This window comes from uncultured Flavonifractor sp., from assembly GCF_944385615.1.
Classification (GTDB): domain Bacteria; phylum Bacillota; class Clostridia; order Oscillospirales; family Oscillospiraceae; genus Flavonifractor.
In genome coordinates this window covers 14821-28971 of record NZ_CALWXV010000009.1, presented here as the reverse complement: position 1 = coordinate 28971, position 14151 = coordinate 14821, and the positions used below count along the sequence as shown (strand labels likewise).

Annotated in this window: 18 protein-coding genes and 1 pseudogene; 8 read left to right on the top strand and 11 right to left on the bottom strand. The window is 60.3% G+C overall.

The annotated features are described in order from the left end of the window. The first annotated feature begins 155 nt into the window (after nucleotides 1–155). The 4 genes from Q0J75_RS04245 (at nucleotide 156) to Q0J75_RS04230 (ending at nucleotide 2238) form a co-directional block, all read left to right on the top strand. Nucleotides 156–479 carry a cell division protein SepF gene (locus Q0J75_RS04245; protein ID WP_297197125.1) on the top strand — a complete coding sequence of 108 codons (324 nt, stop codon included), beginning with the start codon at nucleotides 156–158 and terminating at the stop codon, nucleotides 477–479. Next, nucleotides 476–1138 carry a VOC family protein gene (locus Q0J75_RS04240; protein WP_297197123.1) on the top strand — a complete coding sequence of 221 codons (663 nt, stop codon included), beginning with the start codon at nucleotides 476–478 and terminating at the stop codon, nucleotides 1136–1138. The genes Q0J75_RS04245 and Q0J75_RS04240 overlap by 4 nt, the downstream gene beginning before the upstream one ends. 87 nt (nucleotides 1139–1225) lie before the next feature. Further along, nucleotides 1226–1528, top strand: a complete 303-nt coding sequence (locus Q0J75_RS04235; RefSeq protein WP_297197121.1) for a hypothetical protein — start codon at nucleotides 1226–1228, stop codon at nucleotides 1526–1528. A 110-nt stretch (nucleotides 1529–1638) separates the two neighbouring features. Further along, the gene (locus Q0J75_RS04230; RefSeq protein WP_297197119.1) at nucleotides 1639–2238 is read left to right on the top strand and encodes a Crp/Fnr family transcriptional regulator; all 600 of its coding nucleotides are present in this window, start codon (nucleotides 1639–1641) and stop codon (nucleotides 2236–2238) included. 326 nt (nucleotides 2239–2564) lie between these two features. Here Q0J75_RS04230 and Q0J75_RS04225 read toward each other — a convergent pair whose 3' ends face one another. Together Q0J75_RS04225 and Q0J75_RS04220 are read right to left on the bottom strand one after the other, a co-directional pair. Beyond that, nucleotides 2565–3950, bottom strand: coding sequence for an MATE family efflux transporter (locus Q0J75_RS04225; RefSeq protein ID WP_297197117.1), 1386 nt, complete (start codon nucleotides 3948–3950; stop codon nucleotides 2565–2567). A 5-nt stretch (nucleotides 3951–3955) separates the two neighbouring features. Then, nucleotides 3956–4540: a hydrolase gene (locus Q0J75_RS04220; protein ID WP_297197115.1), complete on the bottom strand. Its 585-nt coding sequence runs from the start codon at nucleotides 4538–4540 to the stop codon at nucleotides 3956–3958. 115 nt (nucleotides 4541–4655) lie between these two features. Here Q0J75_RS04220 and Q0J75_RS04215 point away from each other — a divergent pair, with 115 nt between their 5' ends. After that, nucleotides 4656–5225: a sporulation protein gene (locus Q0J75_RS04215; protein WP_297197113.1), complete on the top strand. Its 570-nt coding sequence runs from the start codon at nucleotides 4656–4658 to the stop codon at nucleotides 5223–5225. Between the two features lie 78 nt (nucleotides 5226–5303). Here the strand turns inward: Q0J75_RS04215 and Q0J75_RS04210 are convergent, their stop codons facing one another. From Q0J75_RS04210 to Q0J75_RS04195, 5 genes and pseudogenes are all read right to left on the bottom strand, one after another. Continuing rightward, nucleotides 5304–5756, bottom strand: coding sequence for a S1 RNA-binding domain-containing protein (locus Q0J75_RS04210; RefSeq protein WP_297197112.1), 453 nt, complete (start codon nucleotides 5754–5756; stop codon nucleotides 5304–5306). 28 nt (nucleotides 5757–5784) lie between these two features. Next, the gene (locus Q0J75_RS04205) at nucleotides 5785–6060 is read right to left on the bottom strand and encodes a septum formation initiator family protein (RefSeq protein WP_297197111.1); all 276 of its coding nucleotides are present in this window, start codon (nucleotides 6058–6060) and stop codon (nucleotides 5785–5787) included. 220 nt (nucleotides 6061–6280) lie between these two features. Further along, nucleotides 6281–6541 (bottom strand): annotated as a pseudogene (gene yabQ, locus Q0J75_RS13190) (spore cortex biosynthesis protein YabQ); the annotation flags it as partial. A 1-nt stretch (nucleotide 6542) separates the two neighbouring features. Further along, a complete protein-coding gene (yabP, locus tag Q0J75_RS04200; RefSeq protein ID WP_297197108.1) occupies nucleotides 6543–6833 on the bottom strand; it encodes a sporulation protein YabP in 291 nt (96 codons plus the stop codon). Between the two features lie 67 nt (nucleotides 6834–6900). After that, nucleotides 6901–7440, bottom strand: a complete 540-nt coding sequence (locus tag Q0J75_RS04195) for a biotin transporter BioY (protein WP_297197106.1) — start codon at nucleotides 7438–7440, stop codon at nucleotides 6901–6903. A gap of 165 nt (nucleotides 7441–7605) precedes the next feature. Here Q0J75_RS04195 and Q0J75_RS04190 point away from each other — a divergent pair, with 165 nt between their 5' ends. Then, complete coding sequence (locus Q0J75_RS04190; RefSeq protein WP_297197104.1) at nucleotides 7606–8589, top strand: biotin--[acetyl-CoA-carboxylase] ligase; 984 nt, start codon at nucleotides 7606–7608, stop codon at nucleotides 8587–8589. Between the two features lie 39 nt (nucleotides 8590–8628). On the opposite strand, the gene Q0J75_RS04185 is transcribed toward Q0J75_RS04190, so the two are convergent. The 3 genes from Q0J75_RS04185 to lspA are packed head-to-tail and all read right to left on the bottom strand — an operon-like array spanning nucleotide 8629 to nucleotide 10847. Beyond that, a complete protein-coding gene (locus Q0J75_RS04185) occupies nucleotides 8629–9435 on the bottom strand; it encodes an HAD-IIB family hydrolase (protein ID WP_297197102.1) in 807 nt (268 codons plus the stop codon). Between the two features lie 42 nt (nucleotides 9436–9477). Next, the gene (locus Q0J75_RS04180; protein ID WP_297197100.1) at nucleotides 9478–10392 is read right to left on the bottom strand and encodes an RluA family pseudouridine synthase; all 915 of its coding nucleotides are present in this window, start codon (nucleotides 10390–10392) and stop codon (nucleotides 9478–9480) included. Beyond that, a complete protein-coding gene (lspA, locus tag Q0J75_RS04175; RefSeq protein WP_297197097.1) occupies nucleotides 10389–10847 on the bottom strand; it encodes a signal peptidase II in 459 nt (152 codons plus the stop codon). Before lspA ends, Q0J75_RS04180 begins: the two co-directional genes overlap by 4 nt. 428 nt (nucleotides 10848–11275) lie before the next feature. Between lspA and Q0J75_RS04170 the strand changes: the two genes are divergently transcribed. Then, nucleotides 11276–13444, top strand: coding sequence for a methyl-accepting chemotaxis protein (locus Q0J75_RS04170; protein ID WP_297197095.1), 2169 nt, complete (start codon nucleotides 11276–11278; stop codon nucleotides 13442–13444). A gap of 50 nt (nucleotides 13445–13494) precedes the next feature. Here Q0J75_RS04170 and Q0J75_RS04165 read toward each other — a convergent pair whose 3' ends face one another. After that, nucleotides 13495–13686 carry a hypothetical protein gene (locus Q0J75_RS04165; protein WP_297197093.1) on the bottom strand — a complete coding sequence of 64 codons (192 nt, stop codon included), beginning with the start codon at nucleotides 13684–13686 and terminating at the stop codon, nucleotides 13495–13497. A 128-nt stretch (nucleotides 13687–13814) separates the two neighbouring features. Between Q0J75_RS04165 and Q0J75_RS04160 the strand changes: the two genes are divergently transcribed. Next, nucleotides 13815–14015: a CopG family ribbon-helix-helix protein gene (locus tag Q0J75_RS04160; protein WP_297197091.1), complete on the top strand. Its 201-nt coding sequence runs from the start codon at nucleotides 13815–13817 to the stop codon at nucleotides 14013–14015. The last annotated feature ends 136 nt before the right edge of the window (nucleotides 14016–14151 follow it).

Here is a 14151-nt window from a genome sequence, read left to right as displayed (position 1 = left end):
TTGCACAAGTGCTACCAAATCGGGTAAAAATAGATTAAGTTTACAATAACATGAAGGCGATGAGCCGTCAAGGGGCATGACATGGGGAAGGGGGCCGGGGCCATCCGGCGTCTTTTCCGGCTGAATACCCGGCAAAAACAGAGGAGGAGCGCATTATGGAAGCAATCAGATCAATTGATTTTGAACAACAGGACAACGTGATTTCCATTCAGAGCTGGACCCAGGCCAGGCCCCTCCTTGTACGCTTACGTTCCTCGGCGGATCTGGAGCACGCCGCCCGGCAGCTGATGAGCCTGCGGGCGGTGGAGGTCCATCTGGAGGACATGGATGTGGAGGTGGCCCAGCGTACCCTCCACTTTCTCTCCGGCGTGGTGTACGCCAAGGGCGGCTTCATCCGGCGGGTAGACGACTTTCACTTTTATCTCTCGGGCGGCCCGCAGGCGTCCAACAGCATACTGTCAGAAGGTGTGATCCTATGAAAACCAAAGAAATGATGCCCTGTGTCAGTCCTCTTTGTGCCGGATTGGAGGAGGAAGCGGAGGCGGTGCAGGTCCACCCCGCCCCACCCCGGTTTACCGGCCTGTCCCACATCTGCGTTTTGGTGGAGCACATCCGTACGGCGGTGGCGTATTACTGGCAGCTGCTGGGGGCGGAGCCTGATTACTGCCTGCCCTATTGGCAGAATGAAGGTTATTTTCAGGCCTCCGGCTTTTTGGAGGACCCGGAACATGGAGAGGTATCCATCGCCTACCTACAGGTGCCGGGGACCACGCTCACCCTGGAGCTGGTGCAGTACCATTATCCCATCGGCCGCAAAACGCCCCTGTTTTTTAAGGCCAACGATGTCAGCGGCGTGCGGCATGTGACTTTGCAGGTGGAAAACATTGACGAGGCCTTTGCCTACATCAAGACCGTGCCCAATACCCGGCTTATCAATGAGACCGAGGCGTACCGGGTGTTCCGGCACAGTCCCACCACGCCGGAGCAGGTGTGTTACTTTGACCAGGACCTGTGCAAGGCCGACGCCCGCAATGACGAGACGGCCAGGTGTCTGAGTCAGATCCGCTCCTTTTCTTTTCTGGATAAATACGGTTTGCAGTGGGAGTTTGAGCAGAGCGATCCCGACCAGGGCGTTTAAACCGGTATGGGAATTTCATGTAGCCTTCATAATGACGTAGTAAAATAGGCCTATCAAAGAAAGCGGCAAAAGGGAGGCCTGACGTCAATGGAGATTAGATGGAATGAAAACCACATCATGGGTGTGGAGGAGCTGGACGCGCTGATCCTGTCCACGCTGGAGCTGTTCAGCGCCAACTTCTGGCGCACGCTGGGCAACCGCTTTGCCGGCGGCGTGGAAGGGCTGGAATACCGGGAAAACCACTATTTGCTCCTCAGCCAGGTTCAGGAGCGGTTTGAAAGACGCATCCCCAAGCTGTCCCTGCTCTTTTCCTCCAACAGCGGGCGGTTTTTCGTGGCCTCCGACCTGGACCTGGAGGAGCAGCCCTGGGCAAATCCGCTTTTTATATAGGTGATTGGAAAAATATTGGGGAAATTTAAGGAAGTTAACCTGGGATAATGTAGAAAAAGGAGAAACTATGATAAAATAAATCGTTATTATTAGCGGAAAGGGAGATGGCAATGGGACTGTCGGAGCTCTACCGTGACCTGTTTGGTCTGACCGATGAACCGCTCATTCAACGGCTCACACAGCTGGGGGAGATACGCCGGCTGAAAAAGGGGCACGCACTCTATCGGGAGGGAGAGCGGCCCGCTAAAGTGGGTTTTTTGGTCCAGGGCCTGCTGCGGGGCTATTTCCTGGACGCAGGCGGCCGGGATATCACAGACTGCTTTGCCTTTGAGCCCGGCGCCCCGGCCAACGCCTCCATCGTACTGGGAGAGCCCGCTTCCATCAATGTGGAGGCACTGGAGGACAGCCAGGTGCTGGAGCTGCCCATCGTCCCCCTGCTGGAGCAGATGGAGGAGTGGCCCCAGCTCTACCGCCTGTACAGCGCCTTTCTGCAAAAGGCCCTCAAGTGCCACTGGGAGGTAAAGGCCGCCATGTACCAGTACGACGCCATGGACCGCTACCAGTGGTTTTTGCGGGCCTACCCCGGCCTGCACCACCGGGTCAGCGGCAAGCATATCGCCTCTTTCCTGGGCATGACCCAGGTGACCCTCAGCCGCCTGCGCCGCATCCTGCGGGAGAGCGGCCAGCTCCAGATCGCCCAGGGCGAGTGAATTTTCTTAGAAAAAATAAGATCTGAAATACATAAAAAAGATGTGCCGCAAAACGAAAGTTTTACGGCACATCTTTTTTCAGCCTATTGAAAAGGAAGAGGGTTTCTTGTATGGGAAAAAGCCCTCGGCAGAGTTTTGCCGCCCGCAGGCGGCAAAACAGAGTGGAAATCTGTTTTTTCTGAGGACATGTGCCTCAGAAAAAACTCTGCTCAGCCCGCAAGTGTGGCCTTTGGCCCATTGGCCAAAGGATGCGCGCGGCGGGCTGCATCTCCTCGAAAAAATGCTTGCATTTTTGAGAAGCGTGTCGAGCTTTCTCGACACGCTGTTTATGCGTGTTTTTTCTCCAGCTCCTGCCGGCGGCGCTCCAGAATCCGGGGGAACCGCCACAGGAACATGCACCCGGTGGTGAGGGCGGCCAGAACATCGGCCACCGGCTCGGCCAGGAATACCGCCATCACCTGATGCCCCACCAGGACCCGGGGCAGGATCAGAATCAGGGGGAGCAGCAGGATGATCTTCCGCAGCAGGGCCAGAAACAGGGAGATCTTTGCCTGGCCCAGGGCCACAAAGGTCTGCTGGCAGGAGGTCTGGATACCCAGCATGAACATACCGCACACGTAGATCCGCAGGGCCCACACCGCCAGATCCACCAGCTCGGGCTTGTCGTTGAACAGCATGACGAAGGCCTGGGGGAAGAGTTCCAGGGCCAGACAGGCGGCGCAGCTGAAGGTAAAGGCGCTGATAATCAGAAGCTTGAAGGCCTTTTTCACCCGGTCCAGCTGACCGGCGCCGTAGTTGAAGCCGATGATGGGCTGGGCTCCCTGGGCGATGCCCTGAAGCAGCAGGAAAAAGACCTGCAAGACACTGGAGCAGATGGTCATGGCCCCCACGGCGGGGTTTCCGCCGTAGGCCTTCAGGGAGGAATTAAAGGCGATGTTCACCAGGCTCTCGGTGGCGTTCATGATGAAGGGGGATACTCCCAGCGCCACCACTGGGGCCAGCACCTTGGGATTCAAGCGGAAGAATTTCTTTTGCAGTCTCAGCTTGGTACGTTTGCCGCTGAGGAAGCGGAGCACCCAGATGGCCGACACCGCCTGGGCGGTGATGGTGGCCAGAGCGGCCCCCTGTACTCCCATACCAAAGCCGAAGATAAAGATGGGGTCCAGCACGATGTTGGTCACCGCGCCAATGAGCACCGTGGCCATGGAGATGGTGGAAAAGCCCTGGGAGGTGATAAAGAAGTTCAGGCCCAGGGACAGCTCCACAAAAATGGTGCCCCACAGATAGATGGTAAGGTAGTCGCTGGCGAAGGGAAGGGTGTCCGCCGTAGCGCCGAAGAGGAGGAGCATGGGCTCCTTTACCGCCAGAAAGAAGGCGGTCACCAAAACGGAGAGGGTGATAAGCAGGGCGGTACAGTTGCCCAGAATGGCGTTGGCCTGGTCCTCCTTCCCCTCTCCCATGCGCACCACCGCACGGGAGCCGCCTCCCATGCCCACCAGGGCGGAAATGGCGGAGACGAACATCAGTACCGGGAAACACACCCCCAGGCCGGTGAGGGCCAGATCCCCCACCTCCTCGATGTGGCCGATGTAAATGCGGTCCACGATGTTGTACAGGGCATTGACCAGCTGGGCGGTCACCGAGGGCAGCGCCAGCCGCAGCAGCAGCTTGCCGATCGGGTCCCGGCCCAGATCATTTTCTCGCTTTGCCACAGTGATTACGCCTCGTCTTTCTCCAGAAAATAGGTGGCCTCCATATCGGCTACGCTGAGGGCGAAGGCCAGGGGGTACTGCTGGAAAGCCTGGCCCACCAGCCGCTTGTCCTCATCGCCGGAAAAGCCCATGTGCCAGCGGATGGCCATGGCCTCCTCCCGGGTGAGGCGGAGGAAGCCGGAGAGGATATACACGCTCTTTTCCCCGTGGCCGTAGGGCAGGGGGTCCTCATAGAAAAAGGTGGGCACGCTCTGCCACTTGCCGTCGGGGCCCTTCACGTTGCGGGTGCCTCCCTTGTAGCAGCCGGTTTTGCATACGTCGTGGAGCAGAGACACCAGGGCCACGCTCTCCGGGGGGTACTCCAAACCGTACAGCTCCCGTACCCGCTCCCGCTCCAGATAGGCCTCCAGGCAGCGGTAGACGTTGACGCTGTGCTCGCACAGGCCGCCGGGATAGGAACCGTGGAACCGGGCCGAGGCGGGCGCAGTGAAAAAATCGCTCTTGTGCTCCAGATAGTCCAGCAGGGCGTCGGCGCCCTCCCGGTGGATGTTGTCCCGGTAGATCTGGAGAAAAACTTCCTTGCTGTCCATGAGGCCACTCCTTTTGTTTCAATGCAGCTCAGTATATCACAGCAGACGATAAAAAACCACCCCATGCACCGCCAATTCGTGTTCCGAATAGAATAGGCGGAACAGGAGGTGCTCCATGGAGTGGTTTTCCATGCTGGCGGCGGCCGTTCTCTTTGCCGCCGCCTGTAATTTTGATACGGTCCTTTTGGCTATGGGCTGGGCGGTGCGGGGGGTGCGGCCTTCCTTTTTCCATACCCTGGTGATTGCCGGGCTGACCACCCTCATTACCTGGCTGTCCCTGGCGCTGGGCCGGGGGGCGGCGGGAACTCTGGGCCGGAGCTTTGCCGGGGCCCTGGGCGGGCTGGTGCTGGCAGGCATCGGGCTGTGGTTCGTGCTGGACTGGCTGCGGGGCCTGGGGGCCCAGTCCCGGGAGGAGACCCCCCAGGCGGGAAATAACCTGCTGGGCTGGGTGGCTCTGGCCGCCGCCCTGGCGGTGAACAACGCCGGAGTGGGTGTGGCCGCCGGGGCCTCCGGCGTGGGGCCTGGGGTAGCCGCCGTGGCCAATTTTGTACTTACCCTGGCCGCCCTCCCTTTGGGCCGGATGCTGGGGGACCGGGTGGCCGGGCGACTGTTGGGAACATACGCCCTGCCCCTGTCCGGGCTGATCCTGGTGGCCCTGGGGGTGTGGCAGGTCATGGGGAGATAGGCGGGCGGCCAGCCTCATATCAGACAAAAACCCCCGCGTCCAGCCGGACGCGGGGGTTTTATCATGTAAAAGAGTTCGTTATCTCCGTCCACCCCGGCGGGAGCTGCGGCGCTCCGCCTGGCGCAGCTCGGACAGCTTGCTGTCAGAGGAGGCCATAAACTGCTTCAGCCGGTCTTCAAAGGTGGTGGGCTCGGCGGGAGCGGGCTTGCCCCGGAAGCCGCCGGAGAAGCCGCCCGAGCGGCCGCCGGGCCGGCCCTGACCACCGTGGCCGCCGTGACCGGCGGGACGGGGAGGCGGGTCCATGGCTTTTTTGATGGAGAGGTTGATACGGCCGTTCTCGTCGATGCCGATGACTTTGACCTTGACCTCCTGCCCTTCCTTCAGATGATCCTTTACATCGTTGACATAGGAATAGGCGATCTCAGAGATATGCACCAGCCCCGACTTGCCCTCGGGCAGTGAGACGAAAGCGCCGAACTTCGTGATGCCTGTGACCTTTCCTTCCACAATCGTACCAACACCAAACTCCATTTGCCTGAAAAATCCTCTCTTTCAAATTTCAATCGGTGAAGCGGAACACATACTCGCCGGGCTCCACCAGGCCCAGCTTATCCCGGGCCAGGTCGGCCTGCCGCTCCGGGTCATTGCTGTTTTCCACGGCGTCGGCCAGGTCGGCGTTGATCTGTTTTTGTTCCTCCACCTGCTTTTGGGCGTCGGCCAGATCGTCCTGAGCGGTCTGCAGCTGACTGCGCATGCTCAGCAGCCCGGTGGCCGCGCCGATGAGCAGGGCCAGGATGACGACTTTGGTCAGAAGGGATGCTTTTTTGACTTTCATGGGTGGCTCCTTCCACGTCCGCCTGGAGGCTCTGTTCCGGTTCATCGGGTATCGGCTTTATTTTATACCACTTGGGCCGATAATGGAAGGCTTTTTTTGCGAGTTTTCCGATTTTTTTACATAGCTTTCCCAGCACCGCCAAAGGGAATGTCACAATATGCCACACCGCGGTCAGCACGTCGGCCACCCGGTAGCCCAGCCACAGGGCCCACCGGCTCAGGGCCCAGAAGTAGGCTCCGCCCCCCAGGATTACCCCGGCCAGCAGGTAAAGACGCACCTCTCCCCGGCCCGCCACGGTGGAGTAGACGAACAGGGCCACCGTCACCACCAGCCAGAACAGCAGGTCCAGCACGCCCCCGATGAGAGGCAGGGGGATGCGCACCCGCATGACCCGCAGCAGGTCGTACATCAGGCCGATGGCCGCCCCCAGCACCAGAGCGCCCCCCAGAAAGACGGCCTGCTCAGAAACCGAGATCTCCATCTCAGTGGAAGAGCCGGGCAAAAAAGCCGCCCGACTGTTTGCCCCGGTCGTCCTCATAGGTGAGGGAGTCCACGTCCCCCTCCACCTTCAGGTCTCCCCCGTCCAGGCTCAGCTTTTCAATGTGCAGGTTCTCCCCCCGGATCACCAGGGTGCCCCGGGTGGTGTGCATGACGATGGCGGTTTCGTCAAAGCTCTCCACCTCCTCCACCCCGGAGACCGACAGGCGCTCCCGGTCCTCCAAAATCAGATGATGGGCCGCCTCCGGCCGGCCCCGTTCACTTTCATACGGCATAATCCCGCCCCTTTCCCATAGACAGTCTTAACCATCTATATGGGACAAAGGGGCGGGATATGACTTGTTAGGCCCGGGCCCGGGCCAGGACGGGGGCCAGACGGCGGCTGAGGACCAGGGCCAGCGCCAGCTTCACCCCGTCGGGGAGCAAAAAGGGGATCACGCAGGTCCACAGGGCGGAGGCCACCCCGATGGGCCCGGTGGAGGCGGCGTACATCAGCACAAACCAGGCGGTACCGAAGGCGTAGCACACCGCCAGCCCCACAATGCCGGACATTACAAAAATAATGGGACTCCGGCCCAGCAGGGCCTCCGCTCCCCACATTACCAGGGCGATAAGGAGAAAGCCCAGCAAATAGCCGCCGGTGACTCCGGAAAAGGGGCCAAGTCCCCCGGAGAAGCCGGAGAACACCGGCAGGCCCACCGCTCCCAGCAGCAGGTAGACCGCTACCGACAGGGAGGCCAGCTTTCCCCCCAGCACCCCCACCGCCAGGAAAATGGCAAAGGTCTGGAGGGTAAAGGGTACTACTGTGGGGATGGTGATCCAGGCGCAGAGGGTAATCAGGGCTGCCATGACGGCGGCGTAGACCAGTGGTTTGGTTTTCATAAGATCTCCTCCAATTGTAAACTTAGAAAGAATTATAGTTTACAATTGAGGAAATGTCAAATGAGAACTAGGGACGGTTGACAAAAGCCTGCCTGCCGGGCTACAATGAGAGCCATCAGAAGGCCGGGCCCATCCGGCCAATCCATGATGGAAAGGAAGAGAGCCATGCTGCGGGAAGAGGTGCTGGCCCTGCTGAAGGCCCGGCAGGGGGCCCCCCTGTCGGGGGAGGCCATGAGCCAGACCCTGGGGGTGAGCCGGGCGGCGGTGTGGAAGGCTATGGAGGCCCTGCGGCAGGAGGGGTATGTGATCTCCTCTGCCCCCCGCCGGGGCTACGCCCTGGAGGACTCCCCCGACCGGCTCTCCCCTGGGGAACTGATGGACCCCAACCGACAGGTGGGGAAGGCGCTGGTGTGCCTGGATACGGTGGATTCCACCAACAACGAGGTCAAGCGCCGGGCGGTGGACGCTGTGCCCGACGGCCTGGCGGTGGTGGCCGCCCAGCAGACCGGGGGCCGGGGCCGCCGGGGCCGTACTTTTGTCTCTCCGCCGGGGGGGCTATATCTGTCCGCCCTGCTGCGGCCCCAGTGCCCCCTGGAGCAGGTCAGCGCCCTCACCGCCTGGTCGGCGGTGGCGGTGTGCGACGCCATCCAGCAGGTGTGCGGCGTGCGGCCCGGCGTCAAATGGCCCAACGACGTGATTCTGGAGGGCCGCAAGCTGTGCGGCATCCTCACCGAGCTGGAGCTGGAGGGGGAGACCGCCGCTCTGCGCTATGTGGTGGTGGGCATTGGGGTCAATCTGAGCCAGACCGAGGCCGACTTCGGCCCGGAGGTGGCCCCAGTGGCTATCTCTCTGGCCCAGGCCCTGGGGGCCGCCCCCCGGCGGGCGGAGGTGGCCGCCGCTCTGCTGGACGCTTTGGACCGGCTGGACCGGGACTTTCCCGGGAAATGGGACAGCTGGCTGGAGCGGTACCGGAAGGACTGTATTACCGTTGGCAAGCCGGTGCAGGTGCTCCAAGGGAGCCAGGCCCGCACCGGTACGGCGGTGGGGGTGGACGACAACTTTGCCCTGGTGGTCCGGTGGGAGGACGGCGCCCAGGAGGCCCTCTCCTCCGGGGAGGTCTCTGTCCGGGGCCTGCTGGGGTATGTGTAAACAGAAATGGACCGCACCTTTTGGTGCGGTCCATTTTGTTTAATAAATCCCGTCCAGAATCTCCACGATCTGGGCCACGCAGCCCTCCTCACAGGAGCACAGGATACGGGCCCCCCAGTCCTTTACCTCCTGGGCGCAGTTGGAGGGGGCAAAGGGGATGGCCGAGATGGCCAGCATGGGGATGTCGTTCTGGTTGTCCCCCACGCAGTAGATCTTTTGGGGGTCCACCCCCAGATAGTTGGCCAGATAGGCCACCATGCCTCCCTTGTTGCTCCCCTTCCGGGTGAGCTCCAGCAAAACGGCGTTGGAGAAGATGACCTCATAGTGCTCCGCCCACCGCTGGAGCATATACCGCTGGGTCTCCAGCAAAATCTCATTGCGCTGCTGCAAGATCACCTTGCTCCAGGGCACAGGCATGCGGGCAATGGGCACCTCTGAGGCGGTGGCCCCCGCCCGGCTCAAATGCCGCTGGGTCACAAAGTTGGGCTGGTAGACGTAAATATCATCGTGGTGGTAGGCCTCAAAGCCGATTTCCGGGATATCCCGGGCCACCTGCTCCAGGTCCTCCCGTACCCGCAGAGGGAGGAAGGTCTCATACACCATCTGGTCGGCGGTAAAGTCGTACAGGGCCGAGCCGTTGGACAGCACCACCGGGGCGTTGATGGGGGCGCAGCGGGCATGAGGGGCAAAGGTGGGGTGGGCCCGTCCGGTGGCCACCGTAAAGATTCCTCCCTCCCTGGTAAAGTAGTCCAGGGCGGTCAGGTTGGCGGGCGCCACCTGCATATTCTCCCCATAAAGGGTATCGTCAAAGTCGCTGACCAGCAGAACGCCGTCGAATTTTCCCATTTCGGCCACCTTCTTTCTAAAAATGAAACGATATATTAAAGTTTATAGCATAGCACGTAATTTTGTCAACACCGCCTGGAACCAGTCGGGCAGAGGGCACTCCACGGTCAGGCGCTCCCCGGTGCGAGGGTGGATGAAGGACAGCCGCCGGGCGTGGAGGCACTGGCCCGCCAGCCCCGCCACCGGCTTTTTGGCCCCGTACACGGTATCCCCCAGCAGGGGGTGACCGATGTAGGCCATGTGGACCCGGATCTGGTGGGTGCGGCCGGTCTCCAGGCGGCATTGGATGTGGGTATAGCCCCCCAGGTGCTCCAGCACCGACCAGTGGGTCACTGCCCGGCGGCCCTGGAGCTTGTTCACCGTCATCTTCTTCCGGTCGGTGGGGTGGCGGAAGATGGGCGCGTCCACGGTGCCGGCCTCTTCCTTAAAATGCCCCACGCATACCGCCTCATATTCCCGGTACAGGGAGTGGTCCTGAAGCTGTTCCGCCAGGGCCAGGTGGGCGAAGTCGTTTTTGGCGGCAATAATCAGCCCCGAGGTGTCCCGGTCGATGCGGTGGACGATGCCGGGGCGCAGCTCCCCGTTGATTCCAGACAGGGAATTGCCGCAGTGATATAACAGAGCGTTGACCAGGGTGCCGTCGGGGTGCCCGGCGGCGGGGTGGACCACCAGCCCCACCGGCTTGTTGACGGCAATCACGTCGTCGTCCTCATACACTACGTCCAGGGGGATGTCCTGGGGGAGCACGTCGATGGGGGCGGGGTCGGGCAGGACCAGCACCAGCTCGTCCCCGGCGCTGGTCTTGTAGTTTTTCTTCACCGGCAGGCCGTTTAAGGTGACGGCCCCCTCCTCCAGCAGCTTCTGGGCCGCCGAGCGGGTGAGCTCAGGCAGCATCCGGGCTAAAAACTGGTCGGCCCGCTCCCCCGGCCGGTCGGCGGTCAGGTGCAGCGGCGTCATGCTTGTTTCTCCTCCTTGCCCTGGAACAGCAGAAAATAGACACAGAAGGCGATGCCGCCGCATACGATGCAGATATCGGCCACGTTGAATACGGGGAAATTCATAAAGAGGGTCTGGAACATATCGGTGACATAGCCCAGAAAGAGCCGGTCGATGAGATTGCCCACCGCTCCGGCCAGCACCAGGGCCAGGGAGACCATGCCGAAGGGGTGGGGAAAGACCTTTTTGACCAGCAGTATGATGAGAAATACCGATGCCGCCGCCGAAATCAGGGTGAGAATCCAGGTGTGCTCCTCAAAAATGGAGAAGGCCGCGCCGGTGTTCTGGTAGTAGGTCAGCTGCAAAATGTGGGGCAGGAAGGGGACCCCCTCCCCCAGGGCCAGGTTGGACCGGATAAGGAATTTTACCAGCTGGTCCAGCCCCACCAGAGCGGCGGCGAGAATGGCGTAGAGCATAGCGTCAGGCTCCTTTGTGAAAAGTTCTTCTTATTCTAACACGGACCGGAACGGGGGGCAAGTCCCCTGTATAACTGGGATTTTGGCAGGGAAAATCAATGAAATAGGGGAGAGCTTTGGAAAGAAAAAATAAATCTGGTTATTCTATTAAAATTTGTATTTACTTTTGTATAATGAGATGCTACAATGTTGCGGGTAGAAGCGGGCCTTATGGGCCTGCTTTTCCGATGTATGCGACAAGATAGTTGGGCAGAACAGAGAGAAAACCCGGTTTTCTGGCCTGTATCAGGTCTATCTTGCCCTATGGTCCTTCCGGCGGAAAGGGAGCCCGACCCTTTCGGGCCTATGCAAAAACATTTATATTCGTGACCTGTTTCCTGTTTGCCGAAGCGGAAAAATCATGCGAAAAGGAGTTTAAAGGAAAGAACATGAAGCCCAAAAAGATTTCCACAAAGCTGGCGCTGTACTCGATCCTGGTTCTGCTGGCCCTGAATCTGATTTCCGCATTTTTGATGGGAATTTCCACTGCCAGGGGTATGAACCAGAAACAGGACGCCTATCTGGAGCAGATGGCCTATGGAGGAGCCCAGCAGGTGTCCCAGTTTATGGAGAAGTATGTGAGCGTTGCCGAAACTCTGGCCCGGGGCGGGCAGTTCAAGGCGGTGGTGACCACAGAGGGCGCCATTTCGACCTCCCCTGACTTTGCCGGTCTGGTGGATACCATGCAGAAAACCATGCAGGCTTACCCCGATATTCTGGGGGTGGGCTTTGGCAGCCTGAGCGAGGACTATATGTATGACCAGGATGGTATCTGGTACGATATCCGTCTGAGCGAGCGGCCCTACTACAGCCCGGTGGCCGAGAGCCTGAAGACCTATATCACCGAACCCTATCAGGACGCCATTACCAAAAAATTGTGTGTGTCTATTGTTACCCCGGTGATGAACGGCAGCGCTATGGCTGGTATTTTTGTGGTGGACGTTCAGCTGGATACACTCTCCGCCTTCCTGGGGGAGCGCTCCTTTGGCGACTCCGGGCGGCTTACTCTGGTCAGCGGCGACAGCAGCATCATGGCCGCCGCCGACAATGAATCCATCGGCCTGGATTTGAAGAGCGCCGGGCTCAGCCAGGGTATTCTGGATGAGCTGGATAACCCCACCGGCCAAGTTTTGCCCTATGACCTGAACGGAGAGGCCCGCCAGGCGGTGGTCTACCCCATTGACCTTACCGGCTGGAGGCTGATGTGCAGCATGAACACCGGGGAGTACAACGCCGCCACGGTCCGGTCGGTGGGGGTGCTTCTGGCCCTGCTGCTGGCCGGGACCGTCATTGTGGCCCTGTTCCTGTGGCGGATCATCGTACAAAAGCTGCGCCCCATTGACCAGCTCAACCAGGGCCTGCGGGAGATGAGCCAGGGCAATCTGGGCATTTCCATCACCCATCAGGGGGATGACGAGGTGGGCGAGATGGCCGATTCCATGCGGGAATGTGTCTCTCACCTGTCGTCCTATGTCCGGGAGGTGGATATGGTGATGGAGCGGCTGGCAGAGGGCGACCTGACCGCCCGGACCAGCCTGGAATTCAAGGGGGACTTTATTCCCATCCAGCGGGCCATTACCGCCTTTACCCACAAGCTCACCCAACTGATGAGAGGCATCCACGAGGCCTCCCAGCAGGTCTCCGCCGGGGCGGACCAGGTCTCCTCCGGAGCCCAGGGTCTGGCCCAGGGAGCCACCGAACAGGCCGGCTCCATCCAGGATCTGGCCGACCGTATCACCGAGATCGCCACCGCCGTACATTCCAACGCCAAGCTGTCTGAGGAGGCCGACCAGGGGGCTGTCAAGGTCAACGGGGAAATCAAGGAGTGCGGCAATAAGATGGGCCAGAGCCTGCGCCTGATGGACGAGGTACGCACCAGCTCCGACCAGATCGGCCGCATCATTAAAACCATTGAGGATATCGCCTTCCAGACCAATATTCTGGCCCTCAACGCGGCGGTGGAGGCCGCCCGGGCCGGTGAGGCGGGCAAGGGCTTTGCCGTGGTGGCCGATGAGGTGCGCTCTCTGGCCTCCAAGACGGCGGACGCCTCCAAGGACACCACCGCCCTGATCGCCAAGTCGCTGGAAGCCGTCAAGGCCAGCACCGCCAGCATGGAGGAGACCAACCAGGCTATGGAGCAGGTGGTGGAGGCCGCCCAGCGGATCACCGACGCCTTCCAGAGCATTGCCCAGGCCTCGGCCGCTCAGTCCACCGCCATTGACCAGGTGAACAGCGGTGTGGAGCAGATCACCAGCGTGGTACAGACCACCTCCGCCACCGCCCAGGAGAGCGCCGCCGCCAGCCAGGAGCTGTCCGGTCAGGCCCAGCTGCTCAAGAGCATGGTGGATCAGTTCCACTTTGAGCAGGACGGCGGGGCGTCCAGCGAAGAGGCTTTTTATCAGGAGCAGTCCCGCCGCAAGAGCAGTATGGAGACGGCTCCGCCCAAGGAGCAGCCCAGCCGCCCCAGCGAGGAGGCAGACGACTTCTCCCGGGAGGAGTTCCAGCGGGAAGACGATTTCCTGTCCCAGATGGAATCCAATCAGTTCTCCAAGTATTGATATTGATAAAAAATGGCCGCCGAAAGGCGGCCATTTTTTTGCTGCGGAGGTTATCGGGCGGTTTTGTTCCCGTCTTCCACCGGGATCTCCCCGTGCTCCTGTTCGTATTCCTCCAGATAGCGCTCCACCGCGATGCACAGCTGCATATTGATGGAGCGGCGCTCCTTAGCCGCCAATACCCGGATTTTCTGCATGGTTTTGTGGTCCAGCCGCAGAGAATAGGGGGTTTCCTGGATGCCCATGTCCATTCCCTCCTCCATGTATCTATTTGTATCTTTATGGTATCAGTCAGAGTGATTTTTCACAAAGAATTATATAGAGTTGACTAGAGTTATTAAGAATGATATTATGGGCAAAAGGGGGCGGAAGTATGAAATTACAACAAGACATCCAGACCATTTGCGTGCGGATTGATGGGGAGACAAAGGAGAAACTGAGGGCTTTGGCCAATGCGCAGCAGCGGAGCCTGGCCGGACAGGTCCGCCAGCTGATACGGGAATTTGTGCGGGAACAGGAGGCCTTCCAAGGGGATGCGCCCTCCGGGGGCCTACTTTCGTCTGGCCGAAAGTAGGCAAAGGCCAGTTGGGAAGGGGGGATTTCGATTTCCCCCCTTCCCAACACCCAACCCCCTTGAAACGACCAATCAGGGGGGAACTGCGGTTCCCCCCTATTGGATGTACCCCCCTGGAGAGGGTGCTTGCGGCAAG